A 21,172-nucleotide genomic window follows, 5' to 3' on the forward strand; every position below is an offset into this window, starting at 1 on the left:
ACTCCCACCGCCGCGACCTTGTTGGTCAACGGGGTGGGCCGGGGTTGGTCAGCGCATGCGGGGGATCAGGGCGGTGTCGTAGTCGCCGGAGATGAACTCCTCGTTCTCCAGGAGTTCGGTGAAGAAGGGGAGGTTGTTCTTGGGACCGGAGAGGTGGAAGTTGGCGACGGCCGCCTTCGCGCGCTCCAGGGCCTCGGGGCGGGTGGGGGCGCTGACGATGAGCTTGGCCATCAGGCTGTCGTAGAAGGGGGTGACGGTGTTGCCCTCGACGTAGCCGGAGTCGACGCGTACGCCCTCGCCGGTCGGCTCCACCCAGGTCTTGATCGCCCCGGGGCCGGGCAGGAACCGCTTCGGGTCCTCGGCGTTGATGCGCAGCTCGATGGCGTGCCCGCGCGGGGTGAGCGCCTCCGGGTCGAAGGTCGGCGCGAGGCCGGCGGCCACCCGCAGTTGCTCCTCGACCAGGTCCAGGCCGTAGACCAGTTCGGTCACCGGGTGCTCCACCTGGAGCCGGGTGTTCATCTCCAGGAAGAAGAACTCCTCGGACGCCGAATCGTCCCGCTGACGCGGGACCAGCAGGCACTCCACCGTGCCCGCGTTGCGGTAGTTGACCGCCTCGCCGGCCCGGACCGCCGCGGCCAGCAGGCGCGAGCGCAGCTCCGGCGAGACCGCCGGGGAGGGCGACTCCTCGACCAGCTTCTGGTTGCGGCGCTGCACCGAGCACTCCCGCTCGCCGAGCGCCACCACCCGGCCGTCGGCCAGCCCGAGGATCTGCACCTCGACGTGACGCACCCGGGGGAAGTACCGCTCGATCAGCACCGAGCCGTCACCGAACATCCGTTCGGCGAACGCGCGCACCTTGTCGTACTCGGTGCGCAGCGCGGCCTCGTCGGCGGCCACGCCCATGCCCATGCCACCACCGCCGGCGGCGGCCTTCACCATCACCGGGTAGCCGATCTCGGTCGCCGCGGCCAGCGCCGCCGCCAGGTCCGCGGCCGGCTCGGTGGTTCCGGGTGCCACCGGCACGCCGGCCGCCGCCATCAGGTTCCGTGCGTTGATCTTGTCACCCATCGCGCTGATCGCGTCCGCGCCAGGTCCGACCCAGATCAGGCCGCTGGCCTCGACGGTACGGGCGAAGTCGGCGTTCTCCGACAGGAAGCCGTAACCGGGATGGATCGCCTGCGCGCCGGTCGACTTGGCGGCGGCAAGGATCGCCTCTGTGTTGCGGTAGCTCTGTGCCGGGTTGGCCGGGCCCACGCAGACGGCCTCGTCGGCTTCGAGCACGAACGGCAGGTCGGCGTCGGCCTCCGAGTGCACTGCGATCGCGCGCACGCCGAGCCGCTTCGCGGTACGGATGATCCGGCGGGCGATCTCGCCCCGGTTGGCGACCAGCAGCGACTCGATCATGGTTCCTCCGAGCGTTCCATTTTGTGGGACGCCGGCTAGCCAACCACGCCGATCGGGACGCAAGGAAGGGCCCCCTGTTAACGCCTCCGGTAGAGCAGGGGCCCCCTATTAACCACCGCTGATGTGGGCGGGCTCGGTGGGGGCGAGCAGGGCGGCCAGCGTCGCACCGCGCAGCAGCTCGGCCCGGCGGCGACGGTCGACCTCGCCGCCGAGGAACGGGGTCGAGTTCATCAGGCCGAACGCGGCATGTGCCAGCACCCGCGCCGCACCGTCGGGCAGCCCCGGGTGCAGCACGGTCAGCACGGTCACCCACTCCTCGACGTAGAGCCGCTGGAGGCGGCGGATGCGCCGCCGAGGTTCCTCGGGAAGCCGGTCCAGCTCATGCAGGTGCAACGCGATGACGGCCGGATTGGCCAACGCGAACTCGACGTGGAAGTCGATCAACGACTCCAGTACGGCACGCGGGTCGCCCGGGTGCGCCGCGGACCGCTGCCGGCCGCCGTCGAGCAGCCCCTCGCTGACCGGCACCAACGCGGCGACCAGCATCGCCTCCTTGCCGGCGAAATGGTGGTAGAGGGCCGGGCCGGTGACACCGGCCGCCGCACCGATGTCGTCCATCGACACGCCGTGGTAGCCACGGGAGGCGAACAGCCCCACCGCGATCTCCAGGATCTCGTCCTTGCGGGATCGGCGCCGCCCCGCTCCCGCGGTTCCGCCGTTCGCGCCCCGGGCCTGCTGCTCCACCGTCACCGGCCAAGCGTAGACCCGGCCGGCGCGGGCGCGGCGGCGTGGTTACCCGCCAGTCCGATTACCGGGAACCTCCGCCTCCAGGCGCTGGTTGAGACCGGAGAGGCGCAGCGCGATCCGGCGCCGGATCGGTGGCAGCACCGATACCAGGCGTAGCAGCACGTCCCGGGCCGGGCGGGCGGCGGTTGGCACGGTGGCGAGCCGGGTCAACCGGTCGGCGAAGCCGGCCACCTCGTGGGCGAGCGGGCGACGCCGGGTCGCGTACTCGTCCAGCCGACTTTCGGGCGCACCGGCCAGCACGTCGGCGAGGGTCTCGCCGAGATCGACCGCGTCGCAGATGCCGAGGTTCATGCCCTGCCCGCCGGCCGGGCTGTGCACGTGCCCGGCGTCGCCGGCCAGCAGCACCGGCCCGGCGCGGAACGTCTCCGCGACCCGGCGGTGCAGCCGGAAACGCGACGACCAGAGCACCTCCCGCACCTGGTCCGGCTGCCGGCGCGGACCGCGCTCGTCGAGCAGCTGTTGCAGGTACGCCGCGTCCGGCGCGGCCGGCGGGTCGGTGACGGTGGCGACCAGCCGTACCCGCCCGTCGGGCAGGGGTGCCCAGACCAGCGGGCCACCACGGGCCAGGAAGATCGAGGCGCCGTTGCGGGGCAGCGCGCTGTCGACGCGTACGTCGGCCAGGACGAAGGACTCCCCGGAGCCGGCCGGGCCGGTGAACGGGATGCCCGCCAACTCGCGGACGGTGCTGTGGATGCCGTCCGCGCCGATCACCCATCGCGCCCGCACGGTCGCGCCGTCGAGCTGCGCCACCGCGCCGTCGTCGTCGTGGTGCAGGCCGGTCAGCCGGTACGGGCGCAGCACCCGCCCGCCCGCGTCGGCCAACCGCTCGGTGAGCACCTCCTCGGTCACCGACTGGGAGATCATCAGCGCATAACGGTGGCGGGTGGGCAGCCGGTCGAACGGCACGGTGACCAGCACCCGGTCGCGGTCACGGACGGTGAAGCGCACCGACCGCAGCCCGCGGGCCGCCAACGGCGCGCCCGCGCCGAGCCGGTCCAGCATCTCCAGCGTGTACGCGTGCACGACCGCCGCCCGCGACGTCACCGCCGGCTCCTCCCGCTGGTCGACCAGGGTGACCTCGACTCCTCGGCGGGCCAGGGAGAGTGCGGCGGTCAGCCCGGTCGGGCCGGCCCCGACGATCAGTACATCGGTTCGTTCGGGCAGCATGACGACCTTCCCGAGGCAGTTACCAACATGTTTGCCAACAAGTGTTTGCCAACACTTGTTGGCAACGTTAGGTGGCCCCACGTCCGAGAGTCAACAGCCGTTGGCATACTGTCGGTCACATGACGGACGGCGTATCCCGGGAAGCACAGGAACCGGCGGCGGAGCTGGCGGCCGGGGGCGGGCGCGCGCGCAACTCGGACGCGACCCGCGCGGCCATCCTGCGGGCCGCCCGCGACCGCTTCGCGGCCGACGGCTACGACCGCGCGACGATTCGGGCCATCGCCGCCGACGCGCGGATCGACCCGTCGATGGTGATGCGCTACTACGGCAGCAAGGAGGGGCTCTTCGCGGCGGCGGCCGAGTTCGACCTGCGGCTGCCGGACCTGAGCGGGGTGCCGACCGACCGCCTCGGTGCGGCGCTGGTCAGCTACTTCTTCACCCGCTGGGAGGGAGACACCACGCTGCCGGCCCTGCTGCGCACGGCGAGCACCAACCCGAGCGGCGCCGAGCGGGTACGCGAGATCTTCGCCACCCAGCTCGGCAGCGCGGTGGCCCGCATGGTCGCCGACCCGACCGAGGCTCCCCGCCGCGCCGGCCTGGTCGCCAGCCAACTGCTCGGCGTGGCCCTGACCCGCTATGTCCTCCGCCTACCCCCCATGGTCCACATTCCCCCCGCCGACCTGGTCAGCTGGCTGGCCCCCACCATCCAGCGCTACCTCCGCGCCGACTCGCCACCGGTGACCCCCGGTTGATCGAAAAGTTGTCGTCCCGACACGCCGGGCGGGCTGGTATCAATTTCATGATCAACCACGCGGGTCAGGTGGGGTTGGGGCCCTTGACGACGGGGGCGCGGACCAGGTTGCCCCATTCGGTCCAGGAGCCGTCGTAGTTGCGCACGTGAGGGTAGCCGAGCAGGTGGTGGAGGACGAACCAGGTGTGGCTGGAGCGTTCGCCGATGCGGCAGTAGGCGATCACGTCGTCGTCCGGGCTCAGCCCGAGCTGGTCGGCGTAGATGGCGCGTAGCTCGTCGGCGGGCTTGAAGGTGCCGTCGTCGTTGGCGGCGGACTTCCACGGCTTGTTCACCGCGCCCGGGATGTGCCCGCCGCGCAGCGCGCCCTCCTGCGGGTAGTCCGGCATGTGCAGCATCTCGCCGGTATATTCGCCCGGCGAACGCACGTCCACCAGCGGCCGGTCGGCCGTGATGTGTGCCATCACCTCCTCGCGGAAGGCCCGCACCGGCGCGTCGTCGCGCTGCGGCACCGGATAGTCCGCCGGTGTCCGGGCCGGCCTGTCGCGGGTCAGCTCCCGCCCCTCGGCGATCCACTTCTGTCGACCACCGTCGAGCAGCCGCACGTCCGGGTGGCCGAACAGAGTGAAGACCCAGAGGGCGTACGCCGCCCACCAGTTGAAGTTGTCGCCGTAGAAGACGACCGTGTCGGCGCGGCCGATGCCCTTGGCGGCACACAGTTCGGCGAACCGCTCGGCGTCCAGGTAGTCCCGGGTGACCTGGTCGTTCAGCTCCAGATGCCAGTCGACCTTGATGGCGCCCGGGATGTGGCCGGTGTCGTAGAGCAGCACGTCCTCGTCGGACTCGACCACCACCAGCGCGGCATCGTTCAGGTGCTCGGCCAGCCATTCGGTGGTGACCAGACGCTGCGGATCGGCGTACGACTGGAGGCGGGGATCGGGATCGCTCGGCACAGGCATGATCCCCAAGCTACGCCGGTCGCCGGCCGACCATTGAGATTCGCGGGCGAAGACGGTAACTCGAAACCGCCGCACCCGGTCGGGCTGGGCCGGCAGCAGTGGTGCCGGCCCGGCCCGATTGCGAGATCACCGCGCTGTCGCCCGGCCGGCGGTCGGGCGCACGATCAGGGCCGGAGCAAAGTCCAGTCCTGGTGTTTGCCACCGTTCCTGGGCAGGGTGTAGACCGCGCCGAGGTCCGCGTCCGGGTGCCCCGACTGGTGCCGGTTGCTGTCCAGCGCCCGGCCGGTTGCGCGACTCGCATAGACGTAGCTGGCCAGGCCGCTGACGCCCCGGATCAGCATGGACCCGACCGATTTAATGATCTTCGAGAATTCTCCTCATGACCGACGGGAACCGCTCGTCGCACCCTGACCGACGATCGAGATCACCTTGGGGTTCAACGCACCGGGAGTCCTTTTCGGAGGGTTGTCCGGACCGTCACCGGCCGCGTTCGCCGCCACTCGTCCGGTCACCTCGACGATCATGGCTGCTGAAGATCAGCCGCCCGCCGGGTCGACCGGGTCGGTGAGGATCAGCGGTGCCAGGCTGGGGCGCTTGGGGGCCAGGGTGTCGCCGGAGGAGCGGCCGGTGAGGCGGCGCTTGATCCAGGGGGCCAGGTGCTGGCCGGCCCAGCGCAGGTCGGCGGTGCGGGCGGAGAGCCACGGGGTCGGTGCCGGGTTCGGCGGGACCAGCAGCCACTCCTCGTCGCAGCCGAGGCCGAGCCCGGCGAGCACCTGACCGGCGACCCGGCGGTGCCCGGCCGGGGAGAGATGCAACCGGTCGGTACTCCACAGCATCGGGTTGAGGTACGTGTCGTCGGCGTACAGGTCGACCAGGGTCGCGCCGTGCCGCTCGGCGGTCTCGCCCACCGCCCGGTTGAGCAGGGCGACCCGGGGCGCGATCAACCGCTGCCCGGGCAGCCGCGCCATCACGTCGGCGAACCGGAACAGCACCACGTCCGCGCCATCCGCGCGCAACCGCCCCACCACCTCGTCGAAGCGGCCGACCAGATCGTCCGGATCGAAGGTACGGCGCAGCACGTCGTTGCCCCCGGCGGCGAAGCTGACCAGGTCGGGTTTCATCGCCAGGGCGGCCGGCACCTGCTCGGCCACGACATTCGGGAAGGTGCGACCCCGGATGGCCAGGTTCGCGTACCGGAAATCGGGACCGGCCTCGGCGGCGAGCCGGGTGGCGACCAGATCCGCCCAGCCCCGGAAACTGCCGTCCGGGTAGGCGTCGTCCAGGCCCTCGGTGAAGCTGTCCCCGACCGCGACGTAACTGCGCCAGCGCACTACCCACTCCTTCGGCGTTTCGGAGTAAGGAAGGGCCCCCTGTTAACGCCTGCGGTAGAGGAGGGGCCCCCTTTTAACACCCGGAAGTGTGGCACCGAGCACGCTGACCGGTCCGCCCCGCAGGTGGCAACGTGTCAGAGGTCATCCACACTGCGGGCTCCCGGTGGAAGCGGCTACGGCACCTCCGGGTGATCGGTGGTACCGCTGCGGGCCATCGACGAATAGTGTCCTCAACCACACCGTCCGATCACCTGAAGGGTTCTGCTGTGACTGTGGGTCGCCGATGGCTGTCTCGAACAGTCGCTGCCGCGCTGCTTTTCCTCGCTGGGATCGCTGTCCCCGCCGGTCCCGCCTCGGCGGTGGATCCGGATCCGACGTTCAGTATCGATCTGAGCAGTACGACGGTTCCGCTGGGAGTCAGCAAGAAGGTGGTCCACCTGAGGTTGACCAACCCGACCAACGAGACCCCGAGTGCACTTGAGTTCCGTGTCCGGCCCCTCGAACTGGATTGGTTCGAGAAGGCCTCCGTCGACTGGGCGGACCGCGGCGCCTCCGGCGAGTGCGACGGCGACAGCGGAAGTTGGTACTGCCGTATCGCGAAGGACATTCGTCCCGAGTTGCTGCCGGCACCCGGCGGAACTACGGACATACCGATGAATGTTCACATTCGGGGGACGCCAGAGCCCTTTGAAGGCAGGATCGCGATCGAGGTCAGCATGGCCTGGGGCGAGAACGGGGAGCGCATCACCGACCGCAGGGAGTTCACGCTCACGTTTGTCGACGATTCCGAGGCTGATCTGTCGGTCGTGGTGCCGGACGTGAAGCAGTCGGTGCGCGTCGGTGCAGACGGCAAGCTCGCGTTCACCGGGGCGTTGCACCCGGGCGGGACGGGTGCGGTCCGGTACCAGATCGTCAACCAGGGCCGGCGGGCGGTCAGCGGCGTCACCGTCACCGTGCGCCTGCCCGAGGGCGTGGCGTTCACCCGGCCACCGCAGGAGTGCGTGGTCGACGCCGACGGGCGATCGGCCGTCTGCACCTACGATGCGCTCGCGCTCGTACCGGTCGACCAGGACACCGACCCGAAGGACAGCGTCTACTCGGCTGTCGAGTTGCACAACCTGGTGACGGTGCCGGCCGACGTGAAGGCACCGGTCACCCTGGCGGGCGGGGTCGTGCAGGTCGAGGGCCTGACCGAGGGCGTCGACGCGCTCTCCGGCACGAAGCGGACCGCACTGCCGGCGAACGCCGTCGCCGTACCGGCGGCCGATGTGGACGCCAGTGACAACCAGGACGGGTTCGCCGTCGTGGTCGCCGCCACCGGCGACGGCGGCGGCAACGGCGGCGGTGGTCTGCCGGTCACCGGGCCACAGGCCGGGCTGATCGCCGGAGCCGGTCTCGCCCTGGTCGCGGCGGGCATCGTGCTGCTGCTCGCCCGACGCCGCCGATCGATCGCGTTCGTCACCGGCGACGACACCACCGCTTCCTGATCTGCCCCGCCCGTCCGCCGGACCGCGACGCGGCACCGGCATCCGGTGGCCGGGCCATGAGGCAGTACGCCCGGCTGCATGGTCGGGTCACGACGCGGTACGGGCGGTTGGTTCGGATCGGGCATCTCCACCTCCTGCGGCAAGGGGAAGGGGCCGCCCCGGCACGGGGGAAGCGGGACGGCCCCGGCGCTGCCCCACCCCGCGATCGAGCTGGGGCAGCGCCCGTTCGACCGGCTCTTTCTCAAGCGGGCCGACGAGGTGCTGAACAGCGACGGCCTGCGGCTGGGACTGCTGCGCCTCGCCGAGTTGCAACCCCTCCGGCCAGGGCACTTTCGCACCAAGATCCGATCTTCAGGGCGGCGGGGGCAAATGGGATCGCCGCCGCCGGCCCGGCAGTCGTACGCTGCGGCAATGCTGCTGCGTATGTCGACCACGCTGCTCCGGACTCTGCGCGAGGATCCGGCCGACGCGGAGGTGCCGAGCCACCGGCTGCTGCTGCGCGCCGGATACATCCGTCGGGCCGCGCCCGGCGGCTACACCTGGCTGCCGCTGGGCAAGCTGGTGCTGGACCGGGTCACCGAGATCGTCCGGGCCGGGATGACCGCGATCGGCGACCAGGAGGTGCACTTCCCGGCTTTGCTGCCGGCGGAGCCGTACCGGACCAGTGGCCGGTGGGTGGAGTACGGCGACGACATCTTCACCCTGGCCGACCGGCGCGGTGCCGAGCACCTGCTCGGGCCCACCCACGAGGAGTTGGCCGCGCTGCTGGTGAAGGAGCTGTTCAGCTCGTACCGGGACTTCCCGGTGACGCTGTTCCAGATCCAGACCAAGTTCCGCGACGAGGCCCGTCCCCGGGCCGGGCTGCTGCGCGGACGCGAGTTCCTGATGAAGGACGCGTACTCCTTCGACCTGGACGAGGCCGGCCTGCGAACGGCGTACGACCGGCACCGGGACGCCTACCGGCGGGTCTTCGACCGGCTCGGGCTGGACTACACGGTGGTGCACGCGACGTCGGGGGCGATGGGCGGCTCCGCGTCGGAGGAGTTCCTGGCCGCCACGCCGGTCGGCGAGGACACCTATGTCGGCTGCACCGACTGCGACTACGCGGCCAACACCGAGGCGGTCACCACGCCCGCACCGGCGGCCGGCGACCCGCAGGCGCCGCCGTCCGTCGAGGTGCACGACACCCCGGAGACGCCGACCATCGCCAGCCTGGTCGCGCTGGCCAACGACCGCCGGCTCGCCGGGCACGACGACTGGACGGCCGCGGACACCCTGAAGAACGTGGTGCTGACCGTCCGCCGGCCGGGTGTCGAGTCGGCCGAACTCCTGGTCGTCGGGGTGCCCGGCGACCGGGAGGTGGACCTGAAGCGGCTCGCCGCCGTGCTGGCACCGGCCACCGTGGACGTTTTCGACGCCTGGGACGAGCATCCCGAACTGGTCCGGGGGTACATCGGGCCGCAGGTGTTCGACAAGCTCGCCGTGCGCTACCTGGTCGACCCCCGGATCGTGCCCGGCACCGCCTGGCTGACCGGCGCGAACGAGCCGGGCCGGCACGCCACCAATGTGGTCTGCGGCCGGGACTTCACGGCCGACGGCACGGTCGAGGCCGCCGAGGTACGCCCCGGCGATCCCTGCCCGGCCTGCGCCACCGGCCGGCTGACCCTGCGCCGGGGCATCGAGATCGGGCACATCTTCCAGCTCGGCCGCCGCTACACCGACGCCTTCGCCGTCGACGTGCTCGGGCCGCAGGGCAAGCCGGTCCGTCCCACCATGGGCTGCTACGGCATCGGGGTGTCCCGGGCGGTGGCCGCCATCGCCGAGCAGCACCACGACGATCGGGGACTGGTCTGGCCGGAGGCGGTCGCGCCGTGTGACGTACACCTCGTCGCTGCCGGTAAGGGCCCGCAGGTGGAGGCGGCGCTCGACCTCGGTGCCCGGCTGGCCGCCGCCGGCCTGCGAGTGCTGGTCGACGACCGCACCGGCGTCTCCGCCGGGGTGAAGTTCACCGACGCCGAGCTGATCGGCATCCCGCGGACCGTGGTGGTCGGCCGCCGACTGACCGATGGGTACGTCGAGCTGCGCAACCGGGCCACCGGAGAACGTATCGAACTTTCCCTCGAAACGGTGGCGGAGCGTCTGCTGGACAAGGTAGGCAGGAACGTGGTGTAGCCGTCGCGGTACGGGGTACCGCACCCTGATCGGCAGGAGTGTCTGGAGGCTCCCATGACCGACTACCGGGTCGTCGACGCGATGACCAGGCAGGTGATCTACCTGCCGGCGGAAACCACCCTCGACGAGGCTGCCCGGGTGATGCGGGACGCCGACATCGGCGATGTCGTGGTAACCGACGGTGCCAGTCTGGCCGGCATCCTGACCGACCGCGACATCGTGATCCGCGCGGTGGCGGAGAACGCCGACGTCACCGCCATCACCATCGGTTCGGTCATCACCCGGGAGGTGGTGATGATCGAGCAGTTCTGCACCGCCGGGGATGCCGCGTCCCTGATGCGCGAGCGCGGCATCCGCCGCATCCTGGTCTGCGACCACGACCGCAAGCTGGTCGGCATCGTCTCCCTCGGTGACCTGGCGATGCAGCTCGACCCCACCTCGGCCCTCGGCGAAATCAGCCAGCTTTAAGGAAGGGCACCTTATTAACGCCTCCGGTAGAGCAGGGGCCCCCTGTTAACACTCGACCCGAGGGCGCAGAGCGCGCGGAGGGCGCACACTGCGCCGGTAGCCTGGCGGGATGCCCGAGAGCGAGATGCCGGAGATGCCGAGCAGGCTGGCCGAGATCGTGGACGAGTTCGCCGACGCCCCGCGTGACCTGGTGCTGGAGATGCTGCTGGAGTACTCCGACGCCGTACCGCCGCTGCCGGCCGAGCAGACCGGACACGAGGGCATGGAGCAGGTGCCGGAATGCCAGACGCCGTTCTTCCTCCGCGCCGAGGTGACCCCGCAGGGCACCGTACGCACGCTCTTCGACTGCCCGCCGGAGGCGCCCACCACCCGGGCGTTCGCCGGCATCCTCGCCGAGGGACTGGCCGGGGCCAGCCCGGCGCAGGTGCTCGCCGTACCCGACGACCTGTACCAGCGGATGGGCCTGGCGCAGGCGATCAGCCCGCTGCGGGTACGCGGCGGCACGGCCATCCTCGCCCGACTCAAGCGGCAGGTCCGGGAGCAGGCCGGCTGACTCGACCGGCCGTGCCTGGGATCAGCTTGGCTGACTCGCGGCCGACCTTGAGCTGAGCCGCACCGAGTCGGGCCTGCCCGTCCGGGTCCGGCAGGCCAGGCTCGGCCGACCAGGCAGGAACAGACCGGCCGACCACGCGGGAACAGACCGGCGGAACAGCGGGTTGTGCCGGTCATGGAGATCGACATCTACGCCGACGTGGTCTGCCCCTGGTGTTGGATCGGCCGACGCCGGCTGGAGCAGGCCCTGGCGTCGTACGACGGCAAGGTGACCGTCCGACACCGCCCCTTCCAGCTCGACCCGTCGCCGGTTACCGAGCCGCGCCCGCTGCTCGACGCACTGGGCGACAAGTTCGGTGGGGCGGAGCGGGCCAGGCAGATGGCCGCCCAGGTCACCGAGGTCGGCGCGAGTGTCGGTCTGGACCTTCACTTCGAGCGCGCGATCGCGGCCAACACCTTCGACGCGCACCGGCTGATCAACTGGGCCGCCGAGCGGGGACGGGGCGGCGAGACCGTCGAGGCCCTGCACCGCGTCCACTTCACCGACGGCGTCGACATCGGCGCACCGGACGCCCTCGCCGCCGTCGCCGCCGATGTCGGGCTGGACGGCGACGAGGCCCGTCGCTTTCTCGACTCCGACGCGGGAGTGGCCGAGTTGACCGCCGAACTGTCCGCCGCCCGGCAGCTCGGGGTGACCAGCGTGCCCACCTTCGTGCTCGCCGGGAAGTACGCGGTCACCGGCGCCCAGGAGCCGGCCACCCTGCTCGCCGCCCTCGCCGAGGTCGCCGACCGGGAGTCGACCGGCGCCTGAGCCCCGCCCGCCGCCCGCGCCACCCCAACGGACGCCATCCCCTCCGGAAGCCACCCCGACGGACGGCATCCCAACGGAAGGCACCCCGGCGGGAGGCAACTCCGGACATCCGACCACCACCCGGGGCCAGCCAGCACCCTGGGACCTTCAGCCGCCACTGTGGACGGCTGGCCGGCACAACCCCGGCCGGCCGACTCATCGACGTCGCTGATGTTTCACGTGCAACCAGATCGACGTTGATCGACAGTCAGGCCGGTCGGGCCAGCTCCTCCACCACTCGCGCCCCGGGCAGCGCGGCCAGCGCCGCGCCGGGCAGCGCGATCTTGCTGTGCCGTACGCCCGAACCGACGATCACGTGCGGCGTGGCCACCACCCGCGCGTCAACCAGGATCGGCCACTCCGGCGGCAGGCCGATCGGGGTGATCCCGCCGTACTCCATGCCGGTCAGCTCGACCGCGTCGGTCATCGGCGCGAAGCTCGCCTTTCGCACGTCCAGCGCCCGCCGGGCCACCCCGTTCACGTCGGCCCGGGTGGTGGCGAGCACCAGGCAGGCCGCATAGCGGATCACACCTTCGCGCTTGCCGGCAACCACCACACAGTTGGCCGACTCGTCCAGCCCCACCTCGTACGCGGCACAGAACGCCGCGGTGTCGGCAAGGTCGGCGTCGATCGGCGCGACCAGCACCGCGTCGACGTCCACCGCGGCGTCGGCGGGCCACTGGGCCAGCGCGGCGGCGACCGGCGGGGCCAGTAGGTCGGGGCGGGTGCGGGCAGGCTCAGTCTTCAACGTTCCCATCACGGATGCGATCGTCGCATCCGCGATGGGCATGGCCGCCAGTAGTCCCCGGAGACTGCTCAGCCGTTGGTGAGGAAGCCGTGCTTCTGCAACATGGCCCGGTCCCGGGCCGCGGCCATCTCCTCCACCCGCTCCGCTTGGACCCGACGCACCTCGATGTCCTCGAAGGCGTGCCGGACGGCAAGCCGGATCACTCCGTACAGGAAGACAAACCCGCAGACGTACAGGATGACGGTGGCGACGATGGTGAGCATGAGCCGACGGTAGGGCGAACGTGAACGGGAGCAGGTGTCATCTTGTGGCCGTTCGCCCGTCCGTGTCGGAGATGGTCCGGACATGGTCAGGCCGGTCGCGGTCCGGGCACCACCCGGCCGGCGAGGAACGCCCCGAGCAGCGCCAGTCCGGCGGCCACCACGAGCGTCCCCGCGTAGCTGGCCGGCCCGGGTGCGGCTCCGGCGGCGAGCACCGCGCCGGTCAGCGCCAGCACGGTCGCCGCCGCGAGCGAGTCGCACAGTTGCAGCGACGAGCTGTTGCGTCCCTGCTCGCCGGGGGCCGACAACTCCAGGGTGAGCACCGACAGCGACGGGTAGAGCAGCCCCATGCCGAGGCCGGCCGCCGCCCAGCCGAGCACGCCCACCCAGGCCGGCACGGCCGGCGCGACCGAGACCGCCACCACGGCGGTGCCGACCGTGATGCAGGTGAGGCCGGACCTCGGCAGGGTGGCCGGGGACCGGGGCGCGCGGATCCGCCCCTGCAACCACGAGCCGAACGACCAGGCGACCGCGCCGGTGGTCAGCACCAGACCGGCGGCGGTGGGCGAGAATCCGCGCTCCCGGGACAGCATCAGCGGGATCACCACCTCGGCGCCGACGAAGGCGCCCGCGGCCAGGCCACGCAGCCCGACCACGGTAGGCAGGCCCCGCCGGGCCCGCAGGAACCCGCCGGGCAGCAGGCGCGGGGCGCTGATCAGGACTCCGGCCAGGGCCAGCCCGACCAGTACCACGGCGGTGGCGCCGCGCTGCTGCCCCCCGATGTGCAACAGTGCGGCGCTCACCCCCGCCCCGCAGGCCCAACCGATCCGCGCCAACGCGCCGACCGGTCGGTCCACGACCCCGGCCGCCGGCCGGACCGGGCCGACCGAGCGCAGGCCCGGGTGGATCAGCAGCACCGCCGGCACCGCCACCACCGGCACCGCCAGGAAGACCCACCGCCAGCCGAAATGCTCCACGACCAGCCCGGCCAGTACCGGCCCCACCAGGGACGGCACGACCCAGGCGGCGGCGAAAGCGGCGAAGATGCGGCGGTGCAGGTGCTCCGGGTACGCCTGGGCGACGATGACGTACAGCGCGACCGACAGCAGGCCGGAGCCGAAGCCCTGCACGATCCGACCGATGACGAGCGTGCCCATCGCGTGCGCACCGCCGGCGAGCAGCAACCCGGCCACGAACCCGGCGAGGCCGGACCACATGGGTACGCGCGGGCCCCGGGCGTCGCACCAGATGCCGGAGAGCACCATCGCCACCACACCGGCGGCGAACGGGCCGCCGAAGGCGATCCCGTACAGGGCCAGCCCGTCCAGGCTGCGGGCCACGGTCGGCATCGCCGTGCCCACCGCGAGGGCCTCGAACGCCAGCAACGAGACCAGCGCGACGCTGCCCACCGTCATCGCCCGCAGGCGGGGCGCGAGGAGCGCATCCGGCGGGGTCGGGGCCGCCGCCGGGAGGGTGGCCGTCATCGAGCGCCCGGGCCGCAGGCCGGACGACGTGGGCGGCGCTCGGTGACGGCGGTCCCGGTCGGGAGCGGGTCGATCGGCATGACCCGAGCCTCCGACCTCAACCCACCTTGAGGTCAAGCGTGACGCGGCTTACCCTCAGGCGGCTTCCAGCGCCTCACCGACCCCCTTCGCCAGCCCGGACAGGTGCTGGTCGGCCAACAGATGCCCGGCGGTGATCACCAGCGCCAGCGGCCACTCGATCACCTGGAGCGCGGCGAGCACCCCGATCCCCGCGTAGTAGGCGAGCTTGTCCGGCGGGGGCACGGCCACCTCGCCGAGCCCGGGAATCTCCATCCGGCGGGTGAACGCCCGCAACGTCTCGTGTGTCCCGCTGAGCTGTCGAGTCAGCGCACTCATGTCGACCTCCCCCTGACGTTGACGCCCACCCCGGATTCCACCGCCGGGGCGGTCCATGCCCACCCGAGCGGGAAACTTCCCCCGCCCGGACGGGCATAAGGGACGCCCCGCCGGGAAGCCAGGCCGCCGGGCACAAACGGTAGGAGGCGAGATGCGGCACGGCAGGGGCAGCGGAAAGCCGATCGTCCACCTGAACCGTCGTACCCTTCGATGACCTCCCTTGGCGGCCTCGCCCGCCGCCTCCGGCCACCGGTCGCCGTACCACCGGTGGTGGGTGAGGCCTCCCGCAGCATGGGTGCCGCCGCCACCCGGCTGGCCCGCGCGGTCGGACTGACCAGCCGGCGGGTGTGGTCCCGCCCGGGGCGGCACCACATCGAGGTGCGCGGTGTCTGCCAGAACGGCGGCGACACCCTGGCCCGCCAGGTGGAAACGGCGCTGGAACGGATGCCGGGTGTGCTCTGGGCACGGGTCAACGCCCCGTCCGGGCGAGTCGTCGTGGCGGTCGGCGAGCCGGAACCAAAACTGCGCGACCTCATCGCCACCGTTGCCCGCACCGAACGCAGCTGCCCCCACGAACCGGATCCGGAGATCCCGCCCCCGCATCCGCCCGAGGAGGGGCCGCGTACCCCGCGTACCCTCGGCGCTCTCGCCTCCGACGCACTCGGCCTGACCATCTCCGCGGCCACCCGGATCCTGCCCGTCACGCCGATCCCGGGTGAGGTGTCCGGCCTGCTCAGCGCCATCGACCTGCACCCGAAGCTGCACGCCCTGGCCGGCCGGGGACTGCGCGCCGACCCGCGCGCCGACGTGCTCTTCCCGCTCGCCGAGGCGGTGGTGCAGGGTCTGACCGGCGGCTGGACGGGCATCGTGCTCGACGGTGCGCAACGAGTCGTGCAGTGGGGCGAGGCCCTGGCCCAGCAACATGCCTGGACAAAGGCCGAACCGCGGCTCACCGGTGATCCGGAACGCGCCGTGGCGCGCACCCCGGCTCATGAACGTCCCTGCCCCAAGCCGGACGGGCCCACCGAGCGGTACATCAGCCGGATGATCGGCAGCGGAGCGGCGGCCGTCGCCGCGGCAACGCCCGTCGTCGGCCCGAAACGGGCCGCCGCGCTGGGGCTCTCCGCGCTACCCAAAGCGCCCGGCAGCGGACGCGAAGGGTACGCCGCCCAACTCGGGCGGATCCTCGCCCGGCGCGGCGTCATCGCGATGGACCGCAGCGTGCTGCGGGAACTCGACCGGATCGACACGCTGGTCCTGGACGACCGGGTGCTCGGCTCCGACCGGGGCGTCCTGGCCGACCTGGCCCCGCTGCCCGGCGCCGACACGTCCCAGGTGGCGGCGCGGGCATTCGCGCTCTTCGAGCCGGCAACTCCGGAAGCGGTACGTCACCTCGACGGCTGGCGGCTCGGGCCGCTGAACCGCCTCGACGCACGCGACCCCGGCGACACCGACGACAGCCGGCGGCTACGCGAACGCGGCGGCAACCTGCTCGGCCTCGCCGAGGGCGACGCCCTGGCGGCCGTCCTGCGGATGGAGCCGGAGCCGGCACCCGGCGTCGAAACCCTGCCGGCCGTCGCCCGACAGGCCGGGTTGCGGCTCGTCGTGGCCGGCGGCGACGCCCAGCGGTACGCCTCCGCCGACGCGCTGCTACCCGGCGGCGACCGGCTGGCCGAATCAGTGCGCCAACTGCAACGCGAGGGTGCGGTGGTGATGCTGGTCTCCGCCGACCGGGCGGCGCTGGCCGCAGCGGACTGCGGTCTCGGCCTCGCCGAACCGGAGGCGCTGCCACCGTGGGGGGCGCACCTGCTGGTCGGGACCGACCTGCGGATCGTCGCGCTGATCATCGAAGCGGCCGGGGTGGCCCGCCGGATGACCGCGCAGAACCTGCGCATCGGCCTGGCCGGCAGCGGCCTGGGTGCGCTCGGCGCCTTCACCGCCGCCCCCGCGCAGTTGCCCGCCCGCACGCTCTCCTCGGTCAACGGCGCGGCGGCACTGGCCTTCGCGCACGGCGTCTGGCGGGCCAGCCGGCTCTCCGAACGCACCGAGTCACCCGCCCCCGCGATCACCGCGTGGCACCTGATGCCGGTGCCGACCGTCCTCGACCAGCTCGACACGGGACGCAACGGGCTGACCGACGCCGAGGCCGAACGCCGGCAGGCCGCCGGGCCGGGCGAGACATCCGGCCCGAGCGGGCTGCTGCGCGCCTTCGTCGACGAGTTGGCCAATCCGCTCACCCCGGTGCTCGCCGCCGGGGCGGTGCTCTCCGCCAGCTTCGGCTCGCTGGTCGACGCGGCCCTGGTCGGCGGGGTGGTCGGCGGGTCCGCGCTGGTCGGCGCGGTGCACCAACGCAACACCGAACGGTCGCTGGCCGAGCTGCTGTCCCGCTCGGCGGTCACCGCCCGGGTCTGCCGGGACGGCGTCGAACGGGTGGTGCCCGCCGACGACCTGGTACCCGGCGACGTGATCGTGCTCGAATCCGGCGACGCCGTACCCGCCGACTGCCGGGTGCTGGAATCCGTCGGGCTGGAAGCCGACGAGTCCTCCCTGACCGGCGAGTCGCTTCCGGTCAGCAAGACCGACCAGCCGGTGGTGGCCGCGGCGGTGGCCGAACGCCGGTCGATGGTCTACGAGGGGACCACGATCGCCGCCGGACGCGGGGTCGGCGTCGTCGTGGCCACCGGCGCCGACACCGAGGCCGGCCGCAGTCTCGCCCTGGCCCGCCAGGCGCCACCCGCCAGCGGCGTCGAGGCCCGCCTCGGCCGGCTGACCCAGACCGCGATCCCGCTGGCCGCGGGGTCGGCCGTGGCGGTGGTCGGTGCCGGGCTGCTGCGCGGCGTACCCCTGGCCCAGACGGCGGCGACCGCGGCGAACCTGGCCGTCGCGTCGGTGCCCGAGGGGCTGCCGTTCCTGGTCAGCGCCGCCCAACTGGCCGCCGCCCGGCGGCTGGCCGAGCACGGCGCGCTGGTCCGCAACCCGCGCACCATCGAGGCGCTCGGCCGGGTCGACGTCCTCTGCTTCGACAAGACGGGCACCCTCACCGAGGGGCACCTGCTGCTGGCCGGGGTGGGTGACGCCGACGGGTACGCCCCGATCGACCAACTCGACGACCGGCTTCGGCGGACCCTCGCGACGGCGCTGCGCGCCACCCCGGCCGCGGAGGACCCGGAGGAGCTCTCCATGCAGACCGACCGGGCGGTGCTGCGGGGCGCCACCACCGCCGGGGTGGCCGAACAGGAGGGCGCTCCCGGCTGGCGGGCGCGCGGCGGCCTGCCGTTCGAGCCGTCCCGGGGCTACCACGCCACGGTCGGGGAGACCGAGGGACGAATGCTGCTCAGCGTGAAGGGCGCACCGGAGAGCGTGCTGCCCCGCTGCGCCGCCCGCCGCACCGGCGGGCGGGACGAGCCGCTGGACGACGCGGGCCGCGCCGAGCTGCACCGGCTGCTCGGTGAGCGCGCCGGGGCCGGGCAACGCATCCTCGCCGTCGCCGAATGCACGGTCGGCGCCCCGGACATCGCCGACGAGGACGTGCGCGGCCTGGTCTTCACCGGGTTCCTGGCGCTCGCCGACGGGGTACGCGCCAGCGCCGCGCCGGCCGTACGCCGGATCCGCCAGGCCGGCGTGCACACCATCATGATCACTGGTGACCACCCGGCGACCGCTGAGGCGATCGCCGCCACCATCAGCGACGGGGACGCCCAGCGGGTGGTCACCGCGACCGAACTCGACCAACTCGACGACGATGCCCTGGCCGCCCGGCTGGCCGCCACCGACGTGGTGGCCCGGTGCACCCCGGCGCACAAGGTCCGCATCATCCAGGCGTTGCAGAAGTGCGGGCGTACCGTCGCGATGACCGGCGACGGCGCCAACGACGCGCCCGCCATCCGGCTGGCCGACGTCGGCATCGCCCTCGGCCAACGCGGCACCCCGGCGGCCCGGGCCGCCGCCGACCTGGTGGTCACCGACGACCGGTTGGAGACCATCATCGCCACCCTGGTCGAGGGCCGGGCGATGTGGTCCTCGGTGCGGCACGCGCTGAGCATCCTGGTCGGCGGCAACCTCGGCGAGATCGCCTTCAGCGTGCTGACCGCCGCCGCCACCGGGCAGGCCGCACTCAACGGCCGCCAACTGCTGCTGGTCAACCTGCTCACCGACATGGCACCCGCGCTGGCCATCGCCGTCCGGCCGCCCGGCGGCGACCACGCCGACGACCTGCTCCGCGAAGGGCCGGACAGCTCACTCGGCGGGACCATGACCCGGGAGATCGGGCTGCGCGCCGCCGCCACCACGCTCGGCGCGACCGCCGGCTGGGCCCTGGCCCGCTACACCGGCACCCGCCAGCGCGCCGGCACCATCGCCCTGGTCTCCCTGGTCGGTACGCAACTCGGACAGACCGTCCTGGCCGGCGGCACCAGCCCGTCCGTGCTCGCCTCGACCGCCGCGTCGATCGGCGTGCTGGCCGTGGTGGTGCAGACCCCCGGGGTGAGCCAGTTCTTCGGTTGCACCCCCCTGGGGCCGGTGGGCTGGACCATCGCCACCGGTTCGGCGCTCGGTGCCACCCTCGCCAACGGCGCTCTCACCCGACTGGTCGCCCGGCTACCGGAGGTCAACGGCGAGCAACCCGACCCGGCGAACCAGGACGGCCCTCCGGAGCAGGAGCCCTGACCGACCGCGCCATCCGGCGGGTTGCCAGGTGGCGTCAGCTGGCGGGTTGCCAGGTGGCGGCGGCACGGCGCAGCCGGTCGTTGATTGCCCGGCCGACACCCGTCTCCGGCACCGGCTCCGCGACGATCTCGGTCACCCCCGCCGCGTCCAGCCGATGCAACGCGTCGAAGAGCCGGGCCGCCGCCTCGGTAAGGTCCCCGGCGGCGGAGAGCACCTCCACCGCCGCCCAGCCGTCCACCGGCCGGTCCCGGAACGCCAGGTAGCCACGCCGAGCACCGTCGCCGGCCACCGGCTCGCCGCCCCCCAACAGCCGCAGCGGCGTACGCGGGGCGTAGTGCGCCGCGAGGGTGCCCGGTGCCACCGGATGCCCCGAACTACCCGGACGCACCGTCACCGGGCCGGTCACCTTCTCCACCTCCTCGACCGGCAGCGCGCCGAGCCGCAGCACCACCGGCCGCTCCCCCCGGGCGTCCACGATCGTCGACTCGATGCCGCAGCGGGTCGGCCCGCCGTCGAGCACCACCTCCACGGCGGCACCCAACCCGCGCACCACGTGCTCGGCCCGGGTCGGGCTGAGCTGGCCGAACCGGTTGGCGCTCGGCGCGGCCACCGGCACGCCCGCCACCGCGATCAGCCGCCGGGCGTGATCGTTGTCCGGCACCCGGACCGCCATCGTTTCCAGCCCGGAGGTGACGATCGGCGGGATCGCCGCCGGCCGATCCACGATGAGCGTCAGCGGCCCCGGCCAGAACCGGGCCGCCAACGCCGCCACCACCGGCGGCACCGGCCCGACCAGCGGCTCCAGGTCGGCCGCGTCGGCGAGATGGGTGATCAGCGGATCGAAGCTCGGCCGCGCCTTCGCCTCGAAGATCCGGGCCGCCGCCCGCGCGTCCAACGCGTTCGCGCCCAGGCCGTAGACGGTCTCGGTGGGAAAGGCCACCAACCCGCCGGCACGCAGGACGGCCGCGGCCTCGGCAAGGTCGCCGTCGGCGGGCAGAAGACGGGGAAATCCGGTGCTCACACCCTCGACGCTAGCCTGCGCCCCGCCACCGCCAAACGGCGCTCTCCGGCCGTCAGGCAAAGTGACGACCGAATAGCCAGTTCTCCTGCCACGCTCCTCTATGTCGGGCCGCCGGTGTTCCGGATCATCCGCCGAAGCACCCTGAGGGTTGTGACGTAATCCGCATCATCGATGCCCTCATGGATTTGGGCGCGGATCGCCGGAGCATGCCGCGCAATGTCGACGCGAGCCTCCTCCCCCGCCTCGGTGATCCACAGTCTTCCTTCACCGTCTCGGGTCAGCCACCCACGCTCCAACAGGGTCTTGGCTTCAGCATCCAGATCGTCTTCGGCCCTGCGGTACGAGCTCATCGCCTGCTGGAGCTCCAGCACGGTCAGCCCGCCACCATCCGGTAGTAGGTCATTGTTGGAGAGGTTACGCAGCAGCCAGAACTGAGGCTGGGTGAAGCCGTGTTCGGCAAACCGGGCGCGGGTGAAGGCGATGAGCGACTCGTAGGCAACGCCACTCCAATAGGCGGCAGGTTGGCCCGCAAGTTCGGCGTCGGACAACTGCTGCATCATCACGTGATCTACCTCCGGCATCGACGGCTGAGGACGAAGGTAGAACCTCAACTTGAGTTCAGGTCAAGAGCACGGCCGGAATGACTGGTGCCG

Annotated in this window: 19 protein-coding genes; 7 read left to right on the forward strand and 12 right to left on the reverse strand. The window is 72.5% G+C overall.

Features of this window, described 5'->3' with window-relative positions; translation table 11 throughout:
* Positions 1-48: 48 nt before the first annotated feature.
* From ACQPYA_RS01340 to ACQPYA_RS01350, 3 genes are all read right to left on the reverse strand, one after another.
* Entirely contained in the window at positions 49-1,404 is a 1,356-nt protein-coding gene (locus tag ACQPYA_RS01340) for an acetyl-CoA carboxylase biotin carboxylase subunit (protein ID WP_433530811.1), read from the reverse strand.
* Positions 1,405-1,512: 108 nt separating this feature from the next.
* On the reverse strand, positions 1,513-2,154 hold the full coding sequence (locus ACQPYA_RS01345) for a TetR/AcrR family transcriptional regulator (RefSeq protein WP_433530812.1): 642 nt from the start codon (positions 2,152-2,154) through the stop codon (positions 1,513-1,515).
* 42 nt (positions 2,155-2,196) lie between these two features.
* The gene (locus ACQPYA_RS01350) at positions 2,197-3,378 is read right to left on the reverse strand and encodes an FAD-dependent oxidoreductase (protein WP_433530813.1); all 1,182 of its coding nucleotides are present in this window, start codon (positions 3,376-3,378) and stop codon (positions 2,197-2,199) included.
* Positions 3,379-3,497: 119 nt separating this feature from the next.
* On the opposite strand from ACQPYA_RS01350, the gene ACQPYA_RS01355 reads away from it, so the two are divergent.
* Entirely contained in the window at positions 3,498-4,130 is a 633-nt protein-coding gene (locus ACQPYA_RS01355) for a TetR family transcriptional regulator (RefSeq protein WP_433530814.1), read from the forward strand.
* 64 nt (positions 4,131-4,194) lie between these two features.
* On the opposite strand, the gene ACQPYA_RS01360 is transcribed toward ACQPYA_RS01355, so the two are convergent.
* The 3 genes from ACQPYA_RS01360 to ACQPYA_RS01370 all read right to left on the reverse strand — a co-directional run bounded on the left by ACQPYA_RS01360 (position 4,195) and on the right by ACQPYA_RS01370 (position 6,416).
* Positions 4,195-5,085, reverse strand: a complete 891-nt coding sequence (locus ACQPYA_RS01360; RefSeq protein ID WP_433530815.1) for a sulfurtransferase — start codon at positions 5,083-5,085, stop codon at positions 4,195-4,197.
* 164 nt (positions 5,086-5,249) lie between these two features.
* Complete coding sequence (locus tag ACQPYA_RS01365) at positions 5,250-5,426, reverse strand: hypothetical protein (RefSeq protein ID WP_433530816.1); 177 nt, start codon at positions 5,424-5,426, stop codon at positions 5,250-5,252.
* 195 nt (positions 5,427-5,621) lie between these two features.
* A complete protein-coding gene (locus ACQPYA_RS01370; protein WP_433530817.1) occupies positions 5,622-6,416 on the reverse strand; it encodes an SGNH/GDSL hydrolase family protein in 795 nt (264 codons plus the stop codon).
* Between the two features lie 188 nt (positions 6,417-6,604).
* Between ACQPYA_RS01370 and ACQPYA_RS01375 the strand changes: the two genes are divergently transcribed.
* The 5 genes from ACQPYA_RS01375 to ACQPYA_RS01395 all read left to right on the forward strand — a co-directional run bounded on the left by ACQPYA_RS01375 (position 6,605) and on the right by ACQPYA_RS01395 (position 11,906).
* Positions 6,605-7,903, forward strand: coding sequence for a hypothetical protein (locus ACQPYA_RS01375; RefSeq protein ID WP_433530818.1), 1,299 nt, complete (start codon positions 6,605-6,607; stop codon positions 7,901-7,903).
* Positions 7,904-8,314: 411 nt separating this feature from the next.
* The gene (locus ACQPYA_RS01380; RefSeq protein WP_433533345.1) at positions 8,315-10,075 is read left to right on the forward strand and encodes a proline--tRNA ligase; all 1,761 of its coding nucleotides are present in this window, start codon (positions 8,315-8,317) and stop codon (positions 10,073-10,075) included.
* A gap of 54 nt (positions 10,076-10,129) precedes the next feature.
* On the forward strand, positions 10,130-10,543 hold the full coding sequence (locus ACQPYA_RS01385) for a CBS domain-containing protein (RefSeq protein WP_433530819.1): 414 nt from the start codon (positions 10,130-10,132) through the stop codon (positions 10,541-10,543).
* Between the two features lie 124 nt (positions 10,544-10,667).
* The gene (locus ACQPYA_RS01390) at positions 10,668-11,096 is read left to right on the forward strand and encodes a SufE family protein (RefSeq protein WP_433533346.1); all 429 of its coding nucleotides are present in this window, start codon (positions 10,668-10,670) and stop codon (positions 11,094-11,096) included.
* Positions 11,097-11,270: 174 nt separating this feature from the next.
* Positions 11,271-11,906, forward strand: coding sequence for a DsbA family oxidoreductase (locus ACQPYA_RS01395; RefSeq protein ID WP_433530820.1), 636 nt, complete (start codon positions 11,271-11,273; stop codon positions 11,904-11,906).
* 247 nt (positions 11,907-12,153) lie between these two features.
* Here the strand turns inward: ACQPYA_RS01395 and ACQPYA_RS01400 are convergent, their stop codons facing one another.
* The 4 genes from ACQPYA_RS01400 to ACQPYA_RS01415 form a co-directional block, all read right to left on the reverse strand.
* A complete protein-coding gene (locus ACQPYA_RS01400) occupies positions 12,154-12,702 on the reverse strand; it encodes a YbaK/EbsC family protein (RefSeq protein WP_433533347.1) in 549 nt (182 codons plus the stop codon).
* Positions 12,703-12,761: 59 nt separating this feature from the next.
* Positions 12,762-12,956 carry a hypothetical protein gene (locus ACQPYA_RS01405; RefSeq protein ID WP_433530821.1) on the reverse strand — a complete coding sequence of 65 codons (195 nt, stop codon included), beginning with the start codon at positions 12,954-12,956 and terminating at the stop codon, positions 12,762-12,764.
* Between the two features lie 86 nt (positions 12,957-13,042).
* The gene (locus ACQPYA_RS01410) at positions 13,043-14,437 is read right to left on the reverse strand and encodes an MFS transporter (protein WP_433530822.1); all 1,395 of its coding nucleotides are present in this window, start codon (positions 14,435-14,437) and stop codon (positions 13,043-13,045) included.
* Positions 14,438-14,572: 135 nt separating this feature from the next.
* Positions 14,573-14,833 (reverse strand): hypothetical protein, encoded by a 261-nt coding sequence (locus ACQPYA_RS01415; RefSeq protein ID WP_433530823.1) that lies wholly within the window; start codon positions 14,831-14,833, stop codon positions 14,573-14,575.
* Positions 14,834-15,043: 210 nt separating this feature from the next.
* On the opposite strand from ACQPYA_RS01415, the gene ACQPYA_RS01420 reads away from it, so the two are divergent.
* Positions 15,044-19,498, forward strand: a complete 4,455-nt coding sequence (locus tag ACQPYA_RS01420) for an HAD-IC family P-type ATPase (protein WP_433530824.1) — start codon at positions 15,044-15,046, stop codon at positions 19,496-19,498.
* Between the two features lie 34 nt (positions 19,499-19,532).
* On the opposite strand, the gene ACQPYA_RS01425 is transcribed toward ACQPYA_RS01420, so the two are convergent.
* Both ACQPYA_RS01425 and ACQPYA_RS01430 read right to left on the reverse strand, forming a co-directional pair.
* Complete coding sequence (locus ACQPYA_RS01425) at positions 19,533-20,495, reverse strand: L-threonylcarbamoyladenylate synthase (protein WP_433533348.1); 963 nt, start codon at positions 20,493-20,495, stop codon at positions 19,533-19,535.
* 122 nt (positions 20,496-20,617) lie between these two features.
* Positions 20,618-21,079, reverse strand: coding sequence for a MarR family winged helix-turn-helix transcriptional regulator (locus ACQPYA_RS01430; protein ID WP_433533349.1), 462 nt, complete (start codon positions 21,077-21,079; stop codon positions 20,618-20,620).
* Between the last annotated feature and the right edge of the window lie 93 nt (positions 21,080-21,172).

Source organism: Micromonospora sp. CA-263727 (genome assembly GCF_050942455.1).
Taxonomy (GTDB): Bacteria; Actinomycetota; Actinomycetes; order Mycobacteriales; family Micromonosporaceae; genus Micromonospora.